Raw genomic sequence first — 19,762 nt, 5'->3', positions numbered from 1 at the left:
TCTTTTGCCTCGGGTGGGATCATGACGGTGCAGAACAATGCCGGTTCGGGAAACACTTCGCCGGTGGCAGGCGAAGCGGACTGGATGATGTACCGGGTTATCGGTGTGCGGCACCGGGATCTGGATGATGCCAGTCCGGTTGAGCTGGGCGAGCATCTGCGCGCGCTCGACCGCCGCCTGATACGCGAGCGCAACAAGGGCCTTGGCCGGCATTGGTCATACGACCTGAACCGCCATATTGTCCTGAAAACGGTGCGCGACATGGTGGCGGCGTACATCGAAGCCCGCCGTCATGGGCACGGTACGTGATCAGCCTGCAACGCGCTGGCGGACAGTCATCCGAGCATTCGGACGACCACCCGACACATCGCCTGGCGCGCTACTTTTTCTTGACTTTGGCACCCGGCTTGCGGCCGAGGCCCATCTCGCGCGCCAGCCGCGAGCGCTGTTCTGCATAGGCCGGAGCGACCATCGGATAGTCGGGCGCAAGGCCCCACTTCTCGCGATATTCTTCCGGCGTCAGACCATAATGGCTCATCAAGTGGCGCTTGAGTGACTTGAATTTCTTGCCGTCCTCAAGACACACGATGTAGTCGCGTGTAACCGAGCGCTTGGGATTTACAGCCGGTACAGGCTTTTCTGCCGGGCCGCTTTCGCCGCCGTCGCCCGTCTTGCCAAGCGCCGAATGCACCTGGGAGATGAGCGAGGGAAGATCCGATGCGGAAACCGGATTGTTGCCCACATAGGCCGAGACCACTTCGGCGGTCAGTTCGACGAGCAGATTGCTGTCAGTGTGAGGTCTTTGATCGTTATCCAAGGGAGTCCTCGTTCTTTTTATTACTATAGTCTCACCCGTAAGATATGCCTTGTCATGGTTGAAGCGAATATGCAAACGTTTCTTTGCATCATCCAAACAAGATGATGTATTCGTGGGCCACAATTTACGTATTGACCGCTACAAATTAAACTCTTCGTTGCATAACAGCGCTGATTCGCGCTTTGGTTGCCAACGCCTTCGCCGCCTCAAGGACGATTCGACAAGTCGTCGCGCACGCTGTCTTTGCTCAGCGGGTAACCGACGGCGTATGCCGCGCGCGCCAGAAGGTGCGCGGCGATCGGCGCGGTCAACAGGAAGAAGACCACGCCTGCGAGTGCCCGGCTCGTCGTGCCCGCGTCGCCCGCATGAACGGCGAGCGCGATCAGCACCAGACCCGAGCCCAGCGTGCCGGTTTTCGAGGCCGCGTGGGACCGCGTGTAGATATCAGGCAGCCGCCAGAGACCGATCACCGCAACCAGCGCAAAGAACGATCCGACGAGAACAAGTAGACCGGCAATAATTGGAGCCAATTCAGTCATTTCTTCTTCGCCTCGCCAATTTCGGAAAATTGCGCGGCATCGGGCATGATCACCGCGTCCTGCGTCATGTCGTCGTCTTCGCTCGGCCCATCGTTCTCGCTGCGGCCACGGGTCAGAACGAACCGGGCAAACGCAACCGTCGCCAGAAAACCGACAAGGCCCAGCGTGATCGCGATATCGACGTAAAGCGTGAAACCCGTCTTGATGCCGATGGCCGCGATAAAGCCGATGGCCGTCGCCACCAGCATGTCGAGCGCAAGAATCCGGTCGGGCAGCGTCGGCCCGCGGATCACCTTGAACACGGTGCCCAGGAACGCCAGGCTGAGGATCACCAAGGCGATCTGCACCGACCAGTCGAGAAACTCGGCGGCACCCATCAGCGGAAGGCCTCCAATATCTTGCGCTCGAAGCCGTCGGCGATGTCGGCGCGTATGCTGTCGGGGTCCGAACAATCCAGCGCATGGATGTAGAGCGTCTTGCGATCGGCGGAGACATCCACCGACAGCGTGCCCGGCGTCAGCGTGATCAGATTGGCCAGAACCGTGATTTCCAGATCGCGGTCGACCTTGAGCGGATAGGCCAGAATGCCCGGTTTCAGCTTCATGTTCGGCGACAGCACAAGAATGGCCACACGCGTGGCCGACAGGATCAGTTCGTAGACGAACAGCAGCAGCAGCGAGATGATGCGGTAAAGCCGCGACAGATAGCCGACCGAGCCGACCTGTTCCTGGATGATGGTCAACGCCAATGCGCCGAGCGCAAATCCGAACAGGATGTTGATCAGCGCGAAGCTGCCGGAGACGGCCGCCCAGGACAGGGCGAGAAGGATGTTGGCGAGAAACAGGTTCACTGCACGGCTCCTTCCGCTGCGGCCGGCATCGGCGCGTAGACCGCGTCAATATAGCCAGCCGGGTTCATCAATTCGAACGCGATCCGGTCGGACACCTGGATGAACGGTTCGGGGTAAAGGCCTGCGATGACGGTCAGGCCGCACAGGCCGGCCAGGACCGGCAGGCCCAGCCGCGCCACCGGCACTTCGGCAAGCGACAGCGACCGCATGTCGGGATGGGCGGGGCGCCAGAAGGCGAAAGCGAACAGCCGCACAATGGCGATCGTGGTCAGGAAACCGGAGACGAGGATCGCAGCGGCCAGCCACCAGGCGCCGACGTCGATCGAAGCCTTGACCAGAAAGATCTTCGGCCAGAGGCCGGAAAAGGGCGGCAGGCCCGAGACGGAAAAGGCCAAGACCAGCGCGACGACCGCCAGCCAGGGTGCGGTTGCATAAAGACCGCCTGCGCGATGAAGATCGAACGTGCCGGCCGCCGCGCCGACAATGCCGACCAAGAGATAAAGCGCGGTCATGACGACCATCGAATGGGCGGTGTAGAATGCCGTCCCCGACAGGCCCGTTGCACTGCCGAGCGCCAGGCCGGCCAGCATGATGCCGATCCCGGAAATCACCAGATAACCCAGAACGCGGCGCATGTCGGTCTGGGCGAGCGCACCAATCGCGCCGAGCAGCATCGATGCGGCGGCAACGACGGCGATCGCCACGGCCAGATCGTCGCGGTCGGCCGGAAAGATCGTCAGAAGAATGCGCAGCAGCGCATAGACGCCAACCTTGGTCAGGAGACCGGCAAAGATCGCGCCGACCGCCAGCCGCGGCGTGTGATAGGAGGCCGGCAGCCAGAAGTTGAGCGGGAACGCGGCCGCCTTCATCGCAAAGGCAAAGAAGAACAGCGCGGCGATCGTCAGGCGCGGCCCGACCTCGTCCATCACGGCCGCCTTGCGCGCGATGTCGGCCATGTTGAGCGTTCCGAACAGGCCGTAGACATAGGCCACGGCGATCAGGAACAGCGTCGTCGCAACCAGGTTCAAAAACGCGTACTTGGTCGCGCCGTCGAGCTGGTCACGCCTCGAACCCAGGATCAGGAGGCCGAACGAGCCGAGCAGCAGCACTTCGAACCAGACATAGAGGTTGAAGATGTCGCCCGTCAGGAAGGCGCAGATCACGCCCGACAACATCATCAGAAGGAACGGGTAGAAGCCGTAGCGCCGTTCGGTGTTGTCGGCCTCGCGCAAGGCGTAGATGCCGGTCGCCAACCCGACAATGCCGCTGATCAGCGCAAGCGTCGCGCCCAGCATGTCGGCAACGAATGCGATGCCGAAGGGCGGCAGCCAGCGCCCCATGGCCATCACGACCGTGCCGTTGACGAGCACATGGACGAAAAGGCCGACGACACACAGCAGGATCAGGACAAGTCCGGTGATCGCAATCGCCGGCTGCCGCCTGGTATCCTTGCGGGTCATCAGGCAAAGCGCGGCGAAGATGAAGCCGATGACGAGCGGCATCACGATCAGCCAGTCGGCAAGTGCGGGCGCCTCCATGACGAAGGCGTCGGCTGGGTCGATCGCAGGTCTTTCGGCGGCGGCCATCGGGTCGGGTGTCCTTGAATTCAGTAGCCGAGCGGCGGCAGCGGCTCGCCCTCGGGTTCAGCGTCGCGCATGGCGTACGTGTCGTCGGTGCCAAGCTCCTGATAGGAGCGCATGACGAGCACGAGCAGGAAGGCGAACAGGGAAAAGGCGATCACGATCGCGGTCAGGACAAGCGCCTGCGGCAGCGCGTTGGCGGCGCCCTCGGCCGGCAGATAAAGGCCGCTGGGGATGATCGGCGGCACTTCCCGTGTGATGCGTCCCATTGCGAAGATCGTCAGGTTCGCACCGGTCGACAGGGTCACCGTGCCCAGCAGGATGCGGATGATGTGCCGCGACAGCATCAGATAGATCGAGACCGCAAAATAAAGGCCGGTCAGGACCGCAACGGCGGTTTCCATCAGTCGCGCTCCTTTTCTTCCAACGCGAGCGCGATGGAGGTGATGGCACCGAGCACGACCAGATAGACGCCGATGTCGAAGATCAGCGTCGTGGAAAGCTTCAGTTCAACGCCGAAAACGGTCGGGTAGATCCAAAGACCCGTCATGTAGGGCACGCCGGCAAACAGCGAGAACATCCCGGCGATCGCACCAAGGAACAGGCCAAACCCGGAAATCGCCATCGGATGATAGCGGATCGCGCGCCGCACCGGCGAAACGCCGCAGGCGATGCCGTAGATGGCCAGCGCCGATGCGGCGATCAGTCCGCCGATAAAGCCGCCACCGGGTTCGTTGTGCCCGCGCAACAGGACGAAGATCGAATAGAGCAGCATCAGCGCGGTCAGGTACGGAGCGGTTGCCCGGAAGATCAAGGTGCGCATCGGCTCACTCCTTGCCCACGGCGACGGGTTCGGGCGCGGGCACGCGCGGCGCCGGCGCGCTGCCCAGCGACCGCTTGGGCACGATCCGCAGAAGGGCGAGAATCGCCAATCCGGCCACCATGACGACGCCGATCTCGCCGAACGTATCCACCCCGCGGAAGTCGACGAGGATCACGTTGACGATATTGCGGCCCTGGGCGAGCGAATAGGAGTAGAGATTGAAGAACTCGGTCAGCGTCCGGTCGAACGGCGTCTGCAGGATCTGCAGCAGGATGAAGGTCAGCGCAACGCCGCAGGCGATGGCGATGGTGCCGTCGAGCACCGTCTGGCCGGCGGAGCGATGATCCTGCGGCGACAGGCGCAGCCGCGTCATGGCAAGCGCCAGGATGACCACGGTCAGCGTCTCGACCATGAACTGGGTGAAGGACAGGTCCGGCGCGCCCATCAGCATGAACAGGATCGCGACGGCGAAACCCTGAATACCGAGCGAGACGATCGCCGTCAGGCGGTTCTTGGCACGCACGACCGCAATCAGGCCGATGGCGATGATGGAAACGGTGACCCACTCATAGATCGACAGGACCGGGAAGGCCGGAACCGCGGGCCACTCGCCGGCGACGAACATGGTCCGAAACAGCCACAGGGCCAGCAGCACGAAGGTCGCCGTCATGTAGAATTCCATGCGGCCGTTCTGCAGCGTGCGCGTCAGAACGACAGACAGGCGAACCAGCCCGCGCATGAACTGGTCGAACCCTTGGTCGGGACCCCAGCCGATCGCCTCGAGCGAGGCCGCCATTGCAGCGCGCAGACGGGCCAGTCCGAAATAGAGTATGGCGCCGATTGCAATGGTGACGATCGACAGCGTCAGCGCGATGCCGGGCTTGGGGATGATGGAGATGGTGATCTCAAGCGGCGCACCGGCGACAGCCGATGCCATCGGGCTTGAAATGAACTGGTGGAACAGACCCGACCAGAGGGCGGCAGCAAGGCTCAGCGCGGCCAGCAAAACCGGCCCGGCATACATCAAAAGCGGCGCCTCGTGCGCGGATTTGGGCGTTTCGACCTTGGGGCCCAGGAACGGTTTGACGGCGACGGCAAAGCCGATCACCAACATCAGCGCATTGCCGACGATCGCAACGGTGGTGATGAAGACCGACCAGGGATCGGATGCGGCGATGCCGTAATAGATCTCCTCCTTGGCGAGAAAGCCGACGAAGGGCGGCAGGCCGGCCATCGAGAAGGCCGACAGTATGGCGGCGCCGAATGTGATCGGCATGGCCGCCAAAAGCCCGCCGAGCTTGGTCACGTCGCGGGTGCCGGCCTCGTGGTCGACATTGCCGGCCACCATGAACAGCGCACCCTTGAACAGCGAATGCGCGACCAGATAGAGGACCGCGCCTTCGATCGCCTTTTCGGTGCCGAAGCCGGTGAGCATGACCAGAAGGCCGAGCGAGGCCACGGTCGTATAGGCGAGCATCAGCTTCAGGTCGGTCTGGCGCACGGCCAGGAACGTGCCCACAAGCAGCGTTGCGCCGCCGAACAGCGGCAAAATGGTTTCCCAGGCAATCGTGTCGCCAAGCACCGGATTGAGCCGCATCAGAAGGTAGACGCCGGCTTTGACCATGGTCGCCGAGTGCAGATAGGCCGACACGGGCGTCGGCGCCTCCATCGCGTTTGGCAACCAGAAATGCAGCGGGAACTGCGCCGACTTGGTGAAGGCGCCGCCAAGCACGAGGATCAGGGCCGCCAGATAGAACGGGCTCTCGCGAACCAGATCGCCGGTGCCCAAGAGCAGCGAGAACTCGCTGACGCCTGTCATGTTCCACAGGAAGATGAGACCTGCCAGCAGGATCAGCCCGCCGCCGCCGGTGACAACCAGCGCCTGCATCGCAGCGCGGCGCGAGCGCTCGGCATTGTGGTTGAACCCGATCAGCAGGAACGAGGTGATCGAGGTCAGCTCCCAAAACACGAAGAACATGAAGAAGGAGTCCGACAGGACCAGCCCCTGCATCGCGGCCATGAACATCAGGATGAAGCAGAGGAACCGGCCCTGCTGCGGATGGCCCTTCATGTAGCCGCCCGCATAAAGAACGATCAGCGTGCCGATGCCCGAGATCAAAAGGGCAAAGGTCAGGGACAGGCCGTCGATCAGCCAGGAGAAATTGACGTTGAAGGACGGAATCCACTGAACGCCGCCCGTCACCCTGCCGCCCTCGGCCACTTGGGGCAGAAAGCCGGCAAAGTGGACGAAGATGAGCGCAGGAACCAGGGCCAGGACCCAGGCGGCATTGTGACCAAGAAGCCTGACCAGAACAGGTGCAAACGCGGCCGCGATGAAGGGCGCAAAAAAGGCGAGAAACGTCAGATCCATGAGGTCTTGGCGTAGGTTGTCTTTTCTGCGCGGGACAAAAAAGCGGCGTGATTGTTGTTATTTGCGCCGGATTTAGGCGGGAAGTGATGGCTAGGCAAGATCATGCCCGTCCGATTTTACCGATTTTCGCACACAACCGGGCCGTTTGCGCCCCCGCGCTGCGGCAAAACTGTTTGGCCGCGGCACGGCACATGGTATCGCTGAAGCGCGGACAACGATCGGTCGATCTGGGTGCGACGCGCCGGTCAAGTGCTGGTCTCCGCCTGCATTGCCGCGATTACATCAGCGTCGATTTTCCTGGCGGCCTTGTAGGCGGAACGCTCCCGCAGCCGTGCGGCATAGGTTTCGAAAGCCGGCGTGGATGGCATCGTGCCGAATTGCAGACCCCAGTCTACCTGTGCGCCGACATAGAGATCGGCTGCCGTGAAGCGACCGCCGCACACATAGTCGCGGCCTTCCAGGAAAGCGGACAGCGTGTGGACAACGGCATCGTAGGTGCCGAAACCGAGCGTTGCCGATTTTTTGGCGTCCAGGCCCTCGTCCCATTTCATGGCGTGCGACGTAATGGCCTGTTCGACGGGACCGGCCGCAAAAAACATCCAGCGATAGCAGTCGGCCTTCTCGGTTCGCGTCTGTGGCGCAAGACCCGCCTCCGGGAAAGCCTCGGCCAGATAGAGACAGATAGCGGCCGCCTCGGTGACAATGGTGTCGTCATGAACAATGGCCGGGACCTTGCCCATCGGATTGACCGCCAGATAGTCGGCGCTCTTCATCTCGGCGCCGAAGCCCAGAATGCGCTCCTGGTAATCGGCACCGACCTCGTGAAGCGCCCAGCGGGCGATCTGGGCGCGGCTCATCGGGTTTGTGTAAAACGTCAAAGCCATCGGCTCACCTCCCGAACGAATTTCTTTCCGGCGCGATTGCAATCACCGCGCGGCAGCGTACCTAGAAGCGCGACAAAAGCACAGCGGACCCACCATGCCCAATCCCTTTCGGACCGATATGCCCTTTCAGACCGATATGACACCACCGGCAGCAGAAAAACGCCCCATCGCCGACACGCGGCACGGGATTACCCGCAATGACGATTATGCCTGGCTGCGTGCGGACAATTGGCAGGCTGTGTTCAAGGACCCCTCCGTGCTGGCCAGTGATATTCGCGATCATCTGGAGGCCGAGAACGCCTATCAGAAAGTGTTGATGGCCGACACGGAAGAGCTGCAGAAGACGCTGTTCGCCGAGATGAAGGGACGCATCAAGGAAGACGATGAAAGCGTGCCGGCGCCGGACGGGCCGTGGGCATACGGATCGTCATACAAGACCGGCGGGCAGCAGCCGCGCTTCTACCGCGTCCCGCGCAAGACCCCCGACGGCGAGCGCGCGATCCTGCTCGACGGCGACAAGGAGGCGGACGGCAAGGACTATTTCCGGCTCGGCGGCGCCGACCATTCGGCCGATCACGGCAAGCTCTTGTGGGCCTTTGACGACAAAGGTTCGGAATATTTCACCTGCCGCGTCCGCGATCTGGCAACGCTCGACGATCTTGACGACACCGTCGAAGACACGTCCGGCGGCGGCGTTTTCGATGCCGGGGCGGAAGGCTTCTTCTATACGCGGATGGACGAGAACCACCGCCCGTCCAAACTCTTCTATCACCGGCTTGGGACGACACAGGCCGAAGACCGGCTGATCTATGAAGAAACCGATCCGGGCTTCTTCATGGGCGTCGGCCAGAGCCGCCTCAACGATTTCGTCTTCATCAACATTCACGACCACGAAACCAGCGAGTTCCGACTGTTGAAAGCCGGCGATCCGGCCGCGGCGCCGGTCATGGTCGAGCCGCGCGTCCAGGGCATCGAATATGAGCTGGAGGAAGGCGGCGAAGTCTTCTTCATCCTGACCAATGCCGACGGCGCCAAGGACTTCAAGATCGTGACGGCACCGGTCGATGCGCCGCAAAAGGCGAACTGGTCCGAAATCGTGCCGCATCAGCCCGGGCGGCTGATCCTCAGCCATCAGGCCTACGCGCGTCATCTGGTCTGGCTGGAGCGCGAGGACGGCCTGCCGCGCATCGCGATCATGGACCGCCAGTCCGGCGAGGTGCATCACATCGCCTTTGACGAGGAGGCCTATGCGTTGGGGCTACAGGGCTCGTATGAATATGACACGGACGTCATCCGCTTCACCTATTCGTCGATGACGACGCCCAGCCAGGTTTTCGACTACAATATGACGACCGGTGAACGCACGCTTCTGAAGACACAGGAAGTGCCGAGCGGCCACGATCCGGACGCCTATGTGACACGGCGGCTTCAGGTGACATCGCATGACGGGGCACTGGTACCGGTGTCGCTGGTGATGAAGGCCGGGACGCCGCTCGACGGTTCCGCGCCTTGTCTGCTCTATGGCTACGGCTCCTACGGCATCACCATCCCCGCTTCCTTCAACACCAACTGCCTGTCGCTGGTGGACCGGGGGTTTGTCTATGCCATCGCCCACATTCGCGGCGGCAAGGACAAGGGCTTTGCCTGGTATGAAGACGGCAAGCGAGAGGCGAAGACCAATACGTTCAAGGATTTCGTTGCCGTCGCAAGGCATCTCGCCGATGAAGGCTATACCGCGCCCGACAGGATCGTCGCGCAGGGCGGTTCGGCGGGCGGCCTGCTGATGGGCGCCGTCATGAACATGGCGCCCGAGGCGTTCGGCGCCATCATCGCGGAAGTGCCGTTCGTCGATGTGCTGACGACGATGCTCGACGACACGCTGCCGCTGACGCCGCCCGAATGGCCCGAATGGGGCAATCCGATCGCATCGGAATCCGATTACCAGACCATCGCCGCCTATAGTCCCTATGACAATGTGGGCGCCCTGCCCTACCCGCCCGTGCTCGCCGTCGCCGGGCTCACCGACCCGCGCGTGACCTATTGGGAACCGGCCAAATGGGTGGCGAAGCTGCGCGACCATTCGACATCGGACGCGCCTGTCATGCTGAAGACCAATATGGGCGCTGGCCATGGCGGCGCGTCGGGACGCTTCTCGCGGCTCGAGGAGATCGCCGAGGTCTATGCGTTCGCGCTCAAGACCGTGGGCAAGGCGGGCTGATACGGCCCCTCACCCGTCAGGTATCTCGGGAATCGCCTTGAGGTAAGCCGCGATGGCCGCGCGGTCTTCGGCGGCCGCGTTGGCGAGGTTCTTGACGACTGAAGCCATCGAACCGCCCATCGAATCGAACGCCGGCGTGAAGCCCGATTCGAGGCCGTAGGCGATGTCGTCCGCGGTCCAGCCCGCCAAACCGTCGGCATGCCCGGTAATGTTGGGCACGCGCCCCTCGCCTTCGGGATTGGGCGCACCGGCGAGCCAGCGCGAACCGTCCATGGCCAACCCGATGTTTCGCGGCGTGTGGCACTCGCCGCAATGGCCCGGACCTTCGACCAGATAGCGGCCGCGCGTCAGAACGGGGTCATCGCCCAGCGCATCGTCGGCAACCACCGGCCCTTCGTCCAGATAGACGCGTTTCCAAAGGCCGATGCCGCGGCGCATATTGAAAGGAAAGGAAAGTTGCGTTTGGGGTATTTCGGCTGCGCTGTCGGGAACCGGCAGGGTCTTCAGATAGGCCCAGAGGTCGGCGAGGTCCGTCAGCGGCATCTTCGCATAGGACGCATAGGGGAAGGATGGATAATAGTGGCGCCCGTCCGGAGCCACGCCGCGCTTCATCGCATTGGCGAAATCGTAAAAGGACCAGCCGCCAATGCCGGTATCGGGATCGGGCGAAATGCCCGGAACGCCGAACACGCCATAAGGGCTTTCGAGAGCCAGACCACCGGACAGGATTGAACGGGCGTCGCCTTCGGCATCGGGCGCTGCATGACAGGATGCACAGCCGCCCGCCCAGAAGAGGTTCTCGCCGTTTGCGAGATCGGGTTCGTGCGCTTCGAAGACAGCCAGATCGGTTGCAGCAAGCCGGACGGGCGCGGACAGCAGCCAGAACGCAGCCACGCCCGCCGTGGCAATCAGGACCATCCAGACCGTCAGACGACGCACCGTGCCTCACAAAAAGCTGTTCGCCGGCGGGCTCCAGGCACCGCCGGCAAGATCGGAGCCAAGAGCCTTCGGACGATCAGTTCTCGGGAACCTGATAGTCTTCGTGGCAGTCGCCGCAATTCTGCGCAACGGCGCCGAACACCGGACGGAACGCGTCGAGGCTGCCGATGTCGGCCGAAACCGCCATGGCGAGGTCGTCCTTGAAGGCGGCCACGGCGGCATCGAAGCCCTCACGATCGGACCAGATCTCCGGTTTGGCGCGCGTGTCACCGCCCGTTTCCGAGCCTTCGGGAAACAGATCGCCATAATTTTGCGCCGCATCGTTCATCTGGACGAAAGCAGCGAGCGCCGCCTCCGCATCGTAATCCGCCTGACCGCGCGCCATCGGAACCAGCACGCGCATCGAACGGCCCATCGTCTTCATGGTCTCCTGGCGTTCGGCGATCGGATCGTCCTGCGCGATCGACACCGTCGCGCCAGTGGCCAACATGGTCGCGGCGATCGTCAAGGTTCTCAGCAACATCTGTTTTCCTCCGGATGCTTTTTGCGGCGAGCCGAAGCCCGCATCGCAAAGAAGAAGATGCAACCGGAGAGCGAAAATCAAGACGCGTTATTGTGAACAGTTCGTAACGAAAAACCCGGCACAGCGGCCGGGCTTCACATCATTCAGGCATTCAGGCCGGCTTTTGTCCGGTCAGCTCGTCGCAGCTTCATACATTTCAAGGACATGGTCCCAGTTGATGAGGTTGTCGACGAAGGCTTCGAGATATTTCGGCCGGGCGTTGCGGTAGTCGATATAGTAGGAATGCTCCCAGACATCTACGCCGAGGATCGGCTGCGCGCCATGGACCAGCGGGTTCTCGCCGTTCGGCGTCTTCATGATTTCCAGTTTTCCGTCCTTGACGGCGATCCAGGCCCAGCCCGACCCGAACTGGCCAACGCCGGCGGCGACGAAATCGGCCTTGAACTTGTCATAGCCGCCCAGATCGCTGTCGATCGCGCTCTGCAGCTTGCCCGGCAGCGACGTGCCGCCACCGCCCTTCTTCATCCATTTCCAGAAGTGGATGTGATTGTAATGCTGGCCGGCATTGTTGAACAGGCCCGGGTTCTTGCCATGCGACTGCTTGACGATTTCCTCGAGCGAAAGCCCGTCCATGCCAGCTTCTGCAGCCAGTTCGTTGCCTTTGGTGACGTAGGCTTGGTGGTGCTTGTCGTGATGGAATTCGAGCGTTTCGCGCGACATGTAGGGCGCGAGCGCGTCGTAATCATAGGGAAGGTCGGGAAGTTCAAAAGCCATGGTCGGGGTCCTCTCCGTCGGATGATCGGACTTGCGCGGGACGGGTCCGGATGGCGCGCAAATCCTGACCGCTGATGTAGACTTCAAGACCGAATTCGGCAAGCGGACGACTGCCGAATTCGACCTAGGGAAGGGTGCGCCCGGCGATCAGCCGTGTGCCCATTCCCAGTAGAGTTCGCGTGCTTTCTTGCCCACGGGTCCGGGCTGCAACTCGCGATCCTCGATCTGCACAACGGGCACGACCTTGGAGTGGTTCCCGGTCGAAAAGATCTCGTCGGCGTCCATGAAGTCCTCGACAGTCAACGCCCTTTCGGCGGTTTTGAAGCCATATTGCCACAGGAGATCGATGATGCGGTTGCGTGTGATTCCGGACAAGAAGGTACGGTTGGGCGCCGGCGTCATCACCTGCCCGTCCTTGACCAGGAAGACGTTGGAGGTCGCCGTTTCGCACACATTGCCGAGCATGTCCCGCACCAGGCAATTGTCGAAACCGCGCGCGCGCGCTTCCATGATCGCGCGGCCATTGTTGGGGTAGAGACAGCCGGCCTTGGCGTTGGTCGGCATGGTCTCGATCGTCGGCCGCCGGAACGGCGAGACGGTGACCGAAAAGCCCTGGGGAGCGATCATCGGCGCCTCGAACAGGCAAAGGGCAAAGCGCGTCGATGCGGGATCGGCGGGCACCGACATGTAGCCGCCATGCTCGGCCCAATAGGTCGGGCGAATATAGACGGCGGTGTTGCCGTCGAACTTCCTGATGCCCTCCATGGTCAACGCCGCCATGGCGTCCGGCTCCATGGTCGGCTGAAGACCGAGCGCCAGCGCCGATGCGTTGACGCGCTGGCAATGCAGATCGAGGTCCGGCGCAACGCCCTCGAACCAGCGCGCGCCGTCGAACACGGACGACCCAAGCCATACCGCATGCGTGCGCGCACCCATGATCGGCACATTGCCCTCATGCCAGTCGCCATCGACATGGGTCCAGGTCTGGCTTTGCGCCGGTGGTATCGTCGCCATGGGTCGCTCCCTTCGTCTCGCTTACGCATTGACCGGTTTTGGCTATTGCGTCAACGCGGACGACTTGACGGGGCCGGCGATTGCACGATGATGCGTCCGCCTGCAACGCGACGGATCAAGATGACCCCCACCGGCTACGTGTTCGACGCCTATGGAACCCTGTTCGACGTCCATGCGGCGATGCGCGCCCATGCCAGGGCACTGGGCGATCGATGGGAGGCGGTGTCGGCGACCTGGCGGACCAAGCAGCTCGAATATTCCTGGGTGCGCGGGCTGATGGGCAGCTATTCGGACTTCTGGCGGCTGACCGAAGAAGCACTCGATTACGCGCTGGCGCTGCACGGTGTCGGCAACGATGCGCTGCGATCGGCCCTTCTCGATGCCTATTGGACACTCGATGCCTATGCCGACGTCAGCCCGACACTCGAGCGGCTGCGGCGCGACGGGGCGCGCACGGCGATCCTTTCCAACGGCTCGCCGGAGATGGTGACGGCGGCCATCCGCTCGGCAAAGCTCGACACATTGATAGACGACACATTCTCCGTCGATGCGGTCAAGGTGTTCAAGACCGCGCCTGAAACCTACCGGATGGTGACCGACGCCTGGGACGCCAAGCCGAAAAAGATCGTGTTCGTCTCATCCAACCGATGGGACATCGCAGGCGCCTGCAAGTTCGGTTTTCATCCGGTCTGGATCAATCGCAGCGGCGCGCCGGACGAATATGTGAAATATGCGCCCAAACGGGTCATCGGTTCGCTCGACGAATTGTAAGCGGCAATATGTTGCAGCTTTGCAACGCTGTGAGCCAAAGGCGGCAAAAGCGCTCACAGAGCCGTGAAGCAGAGGCGTTTCGGAGTGCCGGCAACTTCCCAACCGGCGAACGCTGCCGTAGCAGAGAGCGGGGTTTTTCATCATGGGGTCCGTCATGATTCGTACATCTCGCAGGCAATTTCTCGGTCTTTCGGCCCTGGCACCCTTGGCGGCGACCGCCGCATGCACCCAGACGCCGCCGCCGGAAAGCGCCGCGCCGCCAATTACGCTTGCACCACCGCGTAGCCAGTCGCCCCTGCGCGCCGGCACGATGCCGTTCGGACCCGAACCGCGCTTTCCGCCGTTCGAGGAAATGTACGCCACCAAAAGGGATGGCGGCTTCACCATTCCGGCCATCCCCTATGAGCGCGTGCCGGAACGTTATCTGCGGCAAGTTGTGCGGGACACGACACGCGAAGCGCCGGGAACCGTTGTCGTCGATACCCGGCAACATTTCCTTTTCCTGGCGCTCGGAAATGGCAATGCGATCCGTTACGGCGTCGGCTTGGGTCGCGCGGGATTTGAATGGTCGGGACGGGCGGAGGTCGGCGCGCGCCGGCGTTGGCCAAGATGGTTTCCCCCTGATGAGATGATCGATCGCGAACCTGAACTGGAGCGCTATCGCGCCAGCGACAAAGACGGCGACAATGTATGGGAAGGCGGTATGGATCCGGGCATCACCAATCCGCTCGGTGCCCGCGCGCTCTACATCTATCAGGACGGCAAGGACACGCTCTACCGGCTGCATGGCAACCCGCAATGGACATCGATCGGCCAATCAGTTTCATCGGGCTGCGTGCGGCTGATGAACCAGGACGTGATCGACCTTTACAGCCGTGTTCCGGAAGGTACGCCGATCGTCGTGCGCTGACCGCTCACGGCAAGGCCGACAAGAAGAAGGGGGCGCTGGCGGCGCTCCTTTTTTGTTGGCGAAAGATCAGCTCCAGCCAGTCAAAAGCCGCGCTTGATGCCGCCGAGGATGCCACGAGCGATCGCACGGCCAAGCTGCGTCGAGACGCTGCGCACGACAGATTTGACCGCCGCTTCGGTGACGGTCTGGCGCTTGTAGCTGCGGCGCCGGCCGGAACTTCGGCGGCTGCGCGATTTTGAACTGCGGCTCGACCGGCGGCGACCGGAATAGCCGTCATCATCGTCATGGTCCGGCAGGCGCCACTGCGACCGCGCGCTGCGTTCGCGCTCGCGTTCACGCCTCTCCTCCTCCTCTTCGCGGCGCTCTTCCTCTTCCTCGCGCCGGCGCGCTTCCTCTTCCGCGCGGGCTTCCTCCTGTGCGCGGCGCGCCAGCATCTCGAAGGCCGAATCCCGGTCCAGCGTTTCGTCGTACTGGCCCATGATCGGGCTCTGCCTGACGACATCCGCGCGCTCGCCATCCTCAAGCGGGCCCAGACGCGAGGACGGCGGACGGATCAGCGTGCGCTGAACGATACCCGGCACGCCCTTCTTCTCGAGCGTCGAGACCAGCGCCTCGCCGACGCCGAGTTGGGTAATCACCTTGAAACTGTCGAAGTCGGGATTGGGCCGGAAGGTGTCGGCCGCCGTCTTGACCGCGCGCTGCTCCCGCGGCGTGTAGGCGCGCAATGCATGCTGGATGCGGTTGCCCAGTTGCGACAGCACCGTTTCCGGCACGTCGAGCGGGTTCTGCGTGACGAAGAAGACGCCGACGCCCTTGGACCGTATCAGCCGGACCACCTGTTCCACTCTTTCGACCAGAATTTTCGGCGCCTCGTCGAACAGAAGATGTGCCTCATCGAAGAAGAAGACCAGGCGCGGCCGGTCGGAATCTCCGACTTCGGGCAGTTCCTCGAACAGTTCCGACAGGAGCCAGAGCAGGAACGTCGCATATAGGCGCGGATTCATCATCAGCTGGTCTGCGGCCAGCACATTGATGGCGCCGCGCCCGTCCGGGGTCGTGCGCATGATGTCGGCGATACGCAGCGCCGGCTCGCCGAAGAAAAGATCGGCGCGCTGCTGTTCGAGCACGAGGAGCTTGCGCTGGATCGCGCCGATCGACTGGCGGTTCACGCTGCCATATTTGTGCGACAGTTCCTTGGAACGCTCGGACATGTTGGACAAAAGCGCCCGGAAGTCCTTCAGGTCGAGCAGCAGCAGACCCTCCTCGTCGGCGATGCGGAAGGCGATGTTGATGACGCCCTCCTGGCTGTCCGAGCAGTCCATCAGCCGCGACAGGAGCAACGGTCCCATCTCCGAGATCGTCGTGCGGATGGGATGGCCCTTCTCGCCTAACAGGTCCCAGAAGATCGCCGGGAATTCCTGGAACTCGTACGGATCGAGCCCGATCGTCTCGGCGCGCTTGAGGAGAAAGTCCTTGGCTTCGCCCATCGCGGCGATGCCCGAGAGGTCGCCCTTCACGTCGGCGCAGAAGACCGGAACGCCGGCATTGGAAAAGCCCTCGGCCAGGATCTGCAACGTCACGGTCTTGCCCGTTCCGGTTGCGCCGGTGATCAGCCCGTGCCGGTTGGCGTATTTCAGCTTGAGGAACTGTTTGGCCTCGATGCTGTCGTCTGGCTTGCGGCTGGTGCCGACGAAAATCTCTTCCGGTGCGGTCATTTAAGGCGTCCCGTCTGCTGCATCCCCTGCCCTGCTATAGTTGGCGGCCCGCCGGCGGACAATGGCGTCAGGCGAATTTCGCGCGATGGCGTGTCTGCGCCCTTGAATTGCGCCGGCGGTTCTGCCTATGACGTAAACGTCAAAATTTTTCGCCCGGAGGCACTCATGGAAGACCTGATTTCCCGCATTACGGACAGCGTCGGCATCGACGCCGGCAAGGCGCAGAGCGCCGTCGGCATGATCCTCGGCTTTCTGCAGAAGGAAGGCCCGCAGGACAAGATCGCCGAGATGCTGGCCGCAATGCCCGGCGCGCAGGATCTGATCGACAATGCCGGTGGCGGCGGCGGCGGAATGCTCGGCGGCATGATGGGCGGCGGCGTGATGGGTCTTGGCTCGTCGCTGATGGGGCTCGGGCTCGGCATGGGCGAAATCTCCGGCATTTCCAAGGAGACCATCTCGTTCGCCAGGGAAAAGGCCGGCGACGGCCCTGTCGATGAAGTCATCAGCGCGATTCCCGGGCTCAGCCAGTTCGTCTGACGCTTTGGAGCACGGCAGAAAGCGCCCCGGACAGGGATGCCGGGGCGTTTTGGCATCGTGCGTGCACCTGATCCTCGCAATGGAGGACAGACATGCACAGACGCCGGTTTCTGACCCATTTTGGAACAGGCTTGGCCGCGCTGGCCGTCAGCCGTTCCGCATCGGCACAATCGCGCCAACCGGCGGTGACGCTGGCCGAGTTGCGCGGTTCGGTCAGCGCGCTCGACTATGATGTCCGCCCCGGCGCGCTCGACAACCAGTCGGCCGCGTTCCAGCGCATGCTGGACGAAACCGCACGGCGCGGCATTCCGGTGTTCCTGCCGGCCGGCACCTATGTGATCTCCAACATCAAGCTTCCCGAAGGTGCGCTGATTTCCGGTGTGCCGGGACGCACCGAGTTGGTCTATGGCGGCGACGGACATTTCCTGTCCGGCCATGATCTGCGGCAGGTGCGCCTTTCAAACCTCGTCGTCGACGGCGTCAATCGCTGGACCGGTGCCGGCGTCGACGGGCTTATCGATCTGCGCGGCGTGCCCGATGTGACGCTGGACGATCTGACGGTGCGCGGCGCCGGGCGGGACGGCATCCATCTTGAACGCTGCGGCGGCCGGATTGCCGATTGCTCCATTTCGGGCGCGGCGCGCTTCGGCATCTATGCGGTCGAAAGCACGGGATTGACGGTGCGCGGCAACCGGGTCGATGCCTGTGCCGATGGCGGTGTCATCATCCATCGCTGGGCCGAAGGCGATGACGGCACGATGATCGTCGGCAACCGCATCACCAATATCGGCGCGGTCAGCGGCGGCACCGGCCAGTGGGGCAATGCGATCAACCTGTTCCGTGCCGACAATGTGCTGGTCAGCGGCAACCGGATCGAAGGCGCCGCCTTTTCGGCGGTGCGCGGCAATGCGGCGCGGAACCTGCAGATCGTCGACAACAATTGCCGCGCGATCGGTGAGACGGCGATCTACTCCGAGTTCGGGTTCGAGAATGCCATCGTGGCGCGCAACTTCATCGATGGTGCGGCCAACGGCATCTCGGTGACCAACTTCAACGACGGCGGACGCGCGGCGACCGTATCGGGCAACATCATCCGGAACATCGTCGCCACCGGGCCTTATGAGCCTGACGCGCCCGGTTTCGGCACCGGCATCGCTGTGGAAGCCGATACGACGGTCACAGGCAACATGATCGAGGGCGTCGCCCGGTTCGGCATCAATGCCGGCTGGGGACCCTATCTGCGCGATTGCGTTCTGTCGTCGAATGTCATTCGCGACGCACGGATCGGCATCGGCATCTCGGAAGCACCGGGCGCTGGCACGGTGCTCGTCAGCGCCAATGTGATTGGCGCGCGGCAAGGCGCCATCCGCGCCCATCGCTGGGCAGACCTGACGACCGGTGAGTTGCTGGGCGCGCGCCGTGGCGTGCCGGAAAACATCATCCTCGCCGACAACCGGCTGGCCTGATCAATCTGGCTCAACAGCGCGCAACTCTCCCACCTGAAGCCCGTTCCAGTCGCGCACCGGCCGAACAGCGAACGATGCAATCGACGCCGTCAGATCGTGGTCCGGCCCGAGCGCCCGCACAAGCGCCGCCGCCATGGCCACCTCAGCGGCCCGTGTCGCGCCATCGTCGCATTTGAGTGCCAGCGCGATGCCTTCTTCCGGCACCGTGCCCACATAGACGCCCTCCGCTCCGGTCTTCACGTAGACCCGGCCCTCACAGGCATCCATCAGGTCGGTGCAGAAACGCCCCGTGCCGGCCACCATCAGCGGTTCGGCCACGCACGCCGCCATCAGCCGCCGCGCCGCCTTGGCGCGTGCGGACTCCAGCCCGTTGCCCGTCGCCAGCCGCGCAAAGCCGCGCGCAAATGCGACAAGCGGCAGCGCATAAGTGGGCGCCGAGCAGCCGTCGAGGCCGCACCGGTCAAAGTCGAGCGTTGCGCCGGTCAACTGTTCGATCGTCGCGCGCACCTGGCGCTGCACGCCGTTGGCGTCCGCAAGATAGTCGCCCGTATCAAACCCCTGGTGAACGCAGGTGCACAGAAAGCCGGCATGTTTGCCCGAGCAATTGTTGTGCGCGCGCGTCGGCTCTTCGCCGGACCGCGCCAATGCCACCATCTCGCCGGATCCGAACAGCGGCCAGTGGGCGCCGCATTGCAAATCGTCCTGCGTCAGGCCCGCTTTGGACAGCATCGCGCGGGCCATATCGACATGGGCCGGTTCGGACGAATGGGACGCGCAGGCCAGCGCCAGTTCCCGGTCGCCGAAGCCGAACGCGTCGGCCGCACCGCTTTCAACAAGCGGCAACGCCTGCATCAGCTTGAGGGCTGAACGCGGGTAGACCGGCGTGTCGACATCGCCGATAGCGAACAACACGCCTTCATCGGCATCGACGGCGACGATGCGTCCGCGATGAACGCTCTCGACGCGGCTGCCGCGCGTGACTTCGGCGATTACCGGATTTGCCATAGTGCCTCCCGAACGCGCTCCCGGCG

The 19,762-nt window shown here is 63.1% G+C and carries 21 protein-coding genes; 6 read left to right on the top strand and 15 right to left on the bottom strand.

The annotated features are described in order from the left end of the window. Nucleotides 1-21 precede the first annotated feature (21 nt). A complete protein-coding gene (locus DEM25_RS10490) occupies nucleotides 22-309 on the top strand; it encodes a hypothetical protein (protein WP_109767316.1) in 288 nt (95 codons plus the stop codon). Between the two features lie 70 nt (nucleotides 310-379). On the opposite strand, the gene DEM25_RS10485 is transcribed toward DEM25_RS10490, so the two are convergent. From DEM25_RS10485 to DEM25_RS10445, 9 genes are all read right to left on the bottom strand, one after another. Next, entirely contained in the window at nucleotides 380-817 is a 438-nt protein-coding gene (locus DEM25_RS10485) for a Ros/MucR family transcriptional regulator (RefSeq protein WP_109767317.1), read from the bottom strand. 206 nt (nucleotides 818-1,023) lie between these two features. Beyond that, nucleotides 1,024-1,356 (bottom strand): monovalent cation/H(+) antiporter subunit G, encoded by a 333-nt coding sequence (gene mnhG, locus DEM25_RS10480; RefSeq protein ID WP_109767318.1) that lies wholly within the window; start codon nucleotides 1,354-1,356, stop codon nucleotides 1,024-1,026. Then, nucleotides 1,353-1,733, bottom strand: a complete 381-nt coding sequence (locus DEM25_RS10475) for a cation:proton antiporter (protein WP_109767319.1) — start codon at nucleotides 1,731-1,733, stop codon at nucleotides 1,353-1,355. The genes mnhG and DEM25_RS10475 overlap by 4 nt, the downstream gene beginning before the upstream one ends. Beyond that, entirely contained in the window at nucleotides 1,733-2,206 is a 474-nt protein-coding gene (locus DEM25_RS10470) for a Na+/H+ antiporter subunit E (RefSeq protein ID WP_109767320.1), read from the bottom strand. Before DEM25_RS10470 ends, DEM25_RS10475 begins: the two co-directional genes overlap by 1 nt. Continuing rightward, nucleotides 2,203-3,792 carry a Na+/H+ antiporter subunit D gene (locus DEM25_RS10465; RefSeq protein ID WP_109767321.1) on the bottom strand — a complete coding sequence of 530 codons (1,590 nt, stop codon included), beginning with the start codon at nucleotides 3,790-3,792 and terminating at the stop codon, nucleotides 2,203-2,205. Before DEM25_RS10465 ends, DEM25_RS10470 begins: the two co-directional genes overlap by 4 nt. A 20-nt stretch (nucleotides 3,793-3,812) precedes the next feature. Continuing rightward, on the bottom strand, nucleotides 3,813-4,190 hold the full coding sequence (locus DEM25_RS10460) for a Na+/H+ antiporter subunit C (protein ID WP_109767322.1): 378 nt from the start codon (nucleotides 4,188-4,190) through the stop codon (nucleotides 3,813-3,815). Then, nucleotides 4,190-4,609 (bottom strand): Na+/H+ antiporter subunit B, encoded by a 420-nt coding sequence (locus tag DEM25_RS10455; protein ID WP_109767323.1) that lies wholly within the window; start codon nucleotides 4,607-4,609, stop codon nucleotides 4,190-4,192. The genes DEM25_RS10460 and DEM25_RS10455 overlap by 1 nt, the downstream gene beginning before the upstream one ends. A 4-nt stretch (nucleotides 4,610-4,613) precedes the next feature. Then, nucleotides 4,614-6,980 carry a putative monovalent cation/H+ antiporter subunit A gene (locus tag DEM25_RS10450; RefSeq protein WP_109767324.1) on the bottom strand — a complete coding sequence of 789 codons (2,367 nt, stop codon included), beginning with the start codon at nucleotides 6,978-6,980 and terminating at the stop codon, nucleotides 4,614-4,616. A gap of 245 nt (nucleotides 6,981-7,225) precedes the next feature. Continuing rightward, nucleotides 7,226-7,864: a glutathione S-transferase family protein gene (locus tag DEM25_RS10445; RefSeq protein WP_109767325.1), complete on the bottom strand. Its 639-nt coding sequence runs from the start codon at nucleotides 7,862-7,864 to the stop codon at nucleotides 7,226-7,228. Between the two features lie 136 nt (nucleotides 7,865-8,000). On the opposite strand from DEM25_RS10445, the gene DEM25_RS10440 reads away from it, so the two are divergent. Further along, the gene (locus tag DEM25_RS10440; protein WP_245412864.1) at nucleotides 8,001-10,082 is read left to right on the top strand and encodes a S9 family peptidase; all 2,082 of its coding nucleotides are present in this window, start codon (nucleotides 8,001-8,003) and stop codon (nucleotides 10,080-10,082) included. A 9-nt stretch (nucleotides 10,083-10,091) separates the two neighbouring features. Here the strand turns inward: DEM25_RS10440 and DEM25_RS10435 are convergent, their stop codons facing one another. The 4 genes from DEM25_RS10435 to DEM25_RS10420 form a co-directional block, all read right to left on the bottom strand. Beyond that, nucleotides 10,092-11,021, bottom strand: a complete 930-nt coding sequence (locus DEM25_RS10435; RefSeq protein WP_245412863.1) for a cytochrome c — start codon at nucleotides 11,019-11,021, stop codon at nucleotides 10,092-10,094. Nucleotides 11,022-11,097: 76 nt separating this feature from the next. Next, nucleotides 11,098-11,544 carry a c-type cytochrome gene (locus DEM25_RS10430; protein WP_147393308.1) on the bottom strand — a complete coding sequence of 149 codons (447 nt, stop codon included), beginning with the start codon at nucleotides 11,542-11,544 and terminating at the stop codon, nucleotides 11,098-11,100. 171 nt (nucleotides 11,545-11,715) lie between these two features. Continuing rightward, nucleotides 11,716-12,318: a superoxide dismutase gene (locus tag DEM25_RS10425; protein ID WP_109767327.1), complete on the bottom strand. Its 603-nt coding sequence runs from the start codon at nucleotides 12,316-12,318 to the stop codon at nucleotides 11,716-11,718. Between the two features lie 147 nt (nucleotides 12,319-12,465). Beyond that, nucleotides 12,466-13,332: a branched-chain amino acid aminotransferase gene (locus DEM25_RS10420; RefSeq protein ID WP_109767328.1), complete on the bottom strand. Its 867-nt coding sequence runs from the start codon at nucleotides 13,330-13,332 to the stop codon at nucleotides 12,466-12,468. 120 nt (nucleotides 13,333-13,452) lie between these two features. Between DEM25_RS10420 and DEM25_RS10415 the strand changes: the two genes are divergently transcribed. Beyond that, nucleotides 13,453-14,103, top strand: a complete 651-nt coding sequence (locus tag DEM25_RS10415) for a haloacid dehalogenase type II (RefSeq protein ID WP_109767385.1) — start codon at nucleotides 13,453-13,455, stop codon at nucleotides 14,101-14,103. A 154-nt stretch (nucleotides 14,104-14,257) separates the two neighbouring features. Further along, complete coding sequence (locus tag DEM25_RS10410; RefSeq protein ID WP_109767386.1) at nucleotides 14,258-15,013, top strand: L,D-transpeptidase; 756 nt, start codon at nucleotides 14,258-14,260, stop codon at nucleotides 15,011-15,013. Nucleotides 15,014-15,093: 80 nt separating this feature from the next. Here DEM25_RS10410 and DEM25_RS10405 read toward each other — a convergent pair whose 3' ends face one another. After that, the gene (locus DEM25_RS10405) at nucleotides 15,094-16,728 is read right to left on the bottom strand and encodes a helicase HerA-like C-terminal domain-containing protein (protein WP_109767329.1); all 1,635 of its coding nucleotides are present in this window, start codon (nucleotides 16,726-16,728) and stop codon (nucleotides 15,094-15,096) included. Between the two features lie 165 nt (nucleotides 16,729-16,893). Between DEM25_RS10405 and DEM25_RS10400 the strand changes: the two genes are divergently transcribed. After that, on the top strand, nucleotides 16,894-17,265 hold the full coding sequence (locus DEM25_RS10400) for a hypothetical protein (RefSeq protein WP_109767330.1): 372 nt from the start codon (nucleotides 16,894-16,896) through the stop codon (nucleotides 17,263-17,265). Nucleotides 17,266-17,357: 92 nt separating this feature from the next. Then, the gene (locus tag DEM25_RS10395) at nucleotides 17,358-18,731 is read left to right on the top strand and encodes a TIGR03808 family TAT-translocated repetitive protein (RefSeq protein WP_109767331.1); all 1,374 of its coding nucleotides are present in this window, start codon (nucleotides 17,358-17,360) and stop codon (nucleotides 18,729-18,731) included. Here the strand turns inward: DEM25_RS10395 and DEM25_RS10390 are convergent, their stop codons facing one another. Then, a complete protein-coding gene (locus DEM25_RS10390; protein WP_109767332.1) occupies nucleotides 18,732-19,736 on the bottom strand; it encodes an asparaginase in 1,005 nt (334 codons plus the stop codon). Nucleotides 19,737-19,762 lie beyond the last annotated feature (26 nt).

It is taken from the genome of Oceaniradius stylonematis (assembly GCF_003149475.2).
GTDB classification, from domain to species: domain Bacteria; phylum Pseudomonadota; class Alphaproteobacteria; order Rhizobiales; family Rhizobiaceae; genus Roseitalea; species Roseitalea stylonematis.
Note: the sequence above shows the minus strand (reverse complement) of the source record. Positions and strands in the feature narration are given on the sequence as shown.

Coding starts and splice junctions, on each gene's coding strand:
- DEM25_RS10490 (WP_109767316.1), top strand. CDS start 22: ATGACGGTGCAGAACAATGCCGGTTCGGGAAACACTTCGCCGGTGGCA.
- mnhG (WP_109767318.1), bottom strand. CDS start 1,356: ATGACTGAATTGGCTCCAATTATTGCCGGTCTACTTGTTCTCGTCGGA.
- DEM25_RS10475 (WP_109767319.1), bottom strand. CDS start 1,733: ATGGGTGCCGCCGAGTTTCTCGACTGGTCGGTGCAGATCGCCTTGGTG.
- DEM25_RS10465 (WP_109767321.1), bottom strand. CDS start 3,792: ATGGCCGCCGCCGAAAGACCTGCGATCGACCCAGCCGACGCCTTCGTC.
- DEM25_RS10460 (WP_109767322.1), bottom strand. CDS start 4,190: ATGGAAACCGCCGTTGCGGTCCTGACCGGCCTTTATTTTGCGGTCTCG.
- DEM25_RS10455 (WP_109767323.1), bottom strand. CDS start 4,609: ATGCGCACCTTGATCTTCCGGGCAACCGCTCCGTACCTGACCGCGCTG.
- DEM25_RS10450 (WP_109767324.1), bottom strand. CDS start 6,980: ATGGATCTGACGTTTCTCGCCTTTTTTGCGCCCTTCATCGCGGCCGCG.
- DEM25_RS10445 (WP_109767325.1), bottom strand. CDS start 7,864: ATGGCTTTGACGTTTTACACAAACCCGATGAGCCGCGCCCAGATCGCC.
- DEM25_RS10440 (WP_245412864.1), top strand. CDS start 8,001: ATGACACCACCGGCAGCAGAAAAACGCCCCATCGCCGACACGCGGCAC.
- DEM25_RS10430 (WP_147393308.1), bottom strand. CDS start 11,544: ATGTTGCTGAGAACCTTGACGATCGCCGCGACCATGTTGGCCACTGGC.
- DEM25_RS10425 (WP_109767327.1), bottom strand. CDS start 12,318: ATGGCTTTTGAACTTCCCGACCTTCCCTATGATTACGACGCGCTCGCG.
- DEM25_RS10420 (WP_109767328.1), bottom strand. CDS start 13,332: ATGGCGACGATACCACCGGCGCAAAGCCAGACCTGGACCCATGTCGAT.
- DEM25_RS10415 (WP_109767385.1), top strand. CDS start 13,453: ATGACCCCCACCGGCTACGTGTTCGACGCCTATGGAACCCTGTTCGAC.
- DEM25_RS10410 (WP_109767386.1), top strand. CDS start 14,258: ATGATTCGTACATCTCGCAGGCAATTTCTCGGTCTTTCGGCCCTGGCA.
- DEM25_RS10405 (WP_109767329.1), bottom strand. CDS start 16,728: ATGACCGCACCGGAAGAGATTTTCGTCGGCACCAGCCGCAAGCCAGAC.
- DEM25_RS10400 (WP_109767330.1), top strand. CDS start 16,894: ATGGAAGACCTGATTTCCCGCATTACGGACAGCGTCGGCATCGACGCC.
- DEM25_RS10395 (WP_109767331.1), top strand. CDS start 17,358: ATGCACAGACGCCGGTTTCTGACCCATTTTGGAACAGGCTTGGCCGCG.
- DEM25_RS10390 (WP_109767332.1), bottom strand. CDS start 19,736: ATGGCAAATCCGGTAATCGCCGAAGTCACGCGCGGCAGCCGCGTCGAG.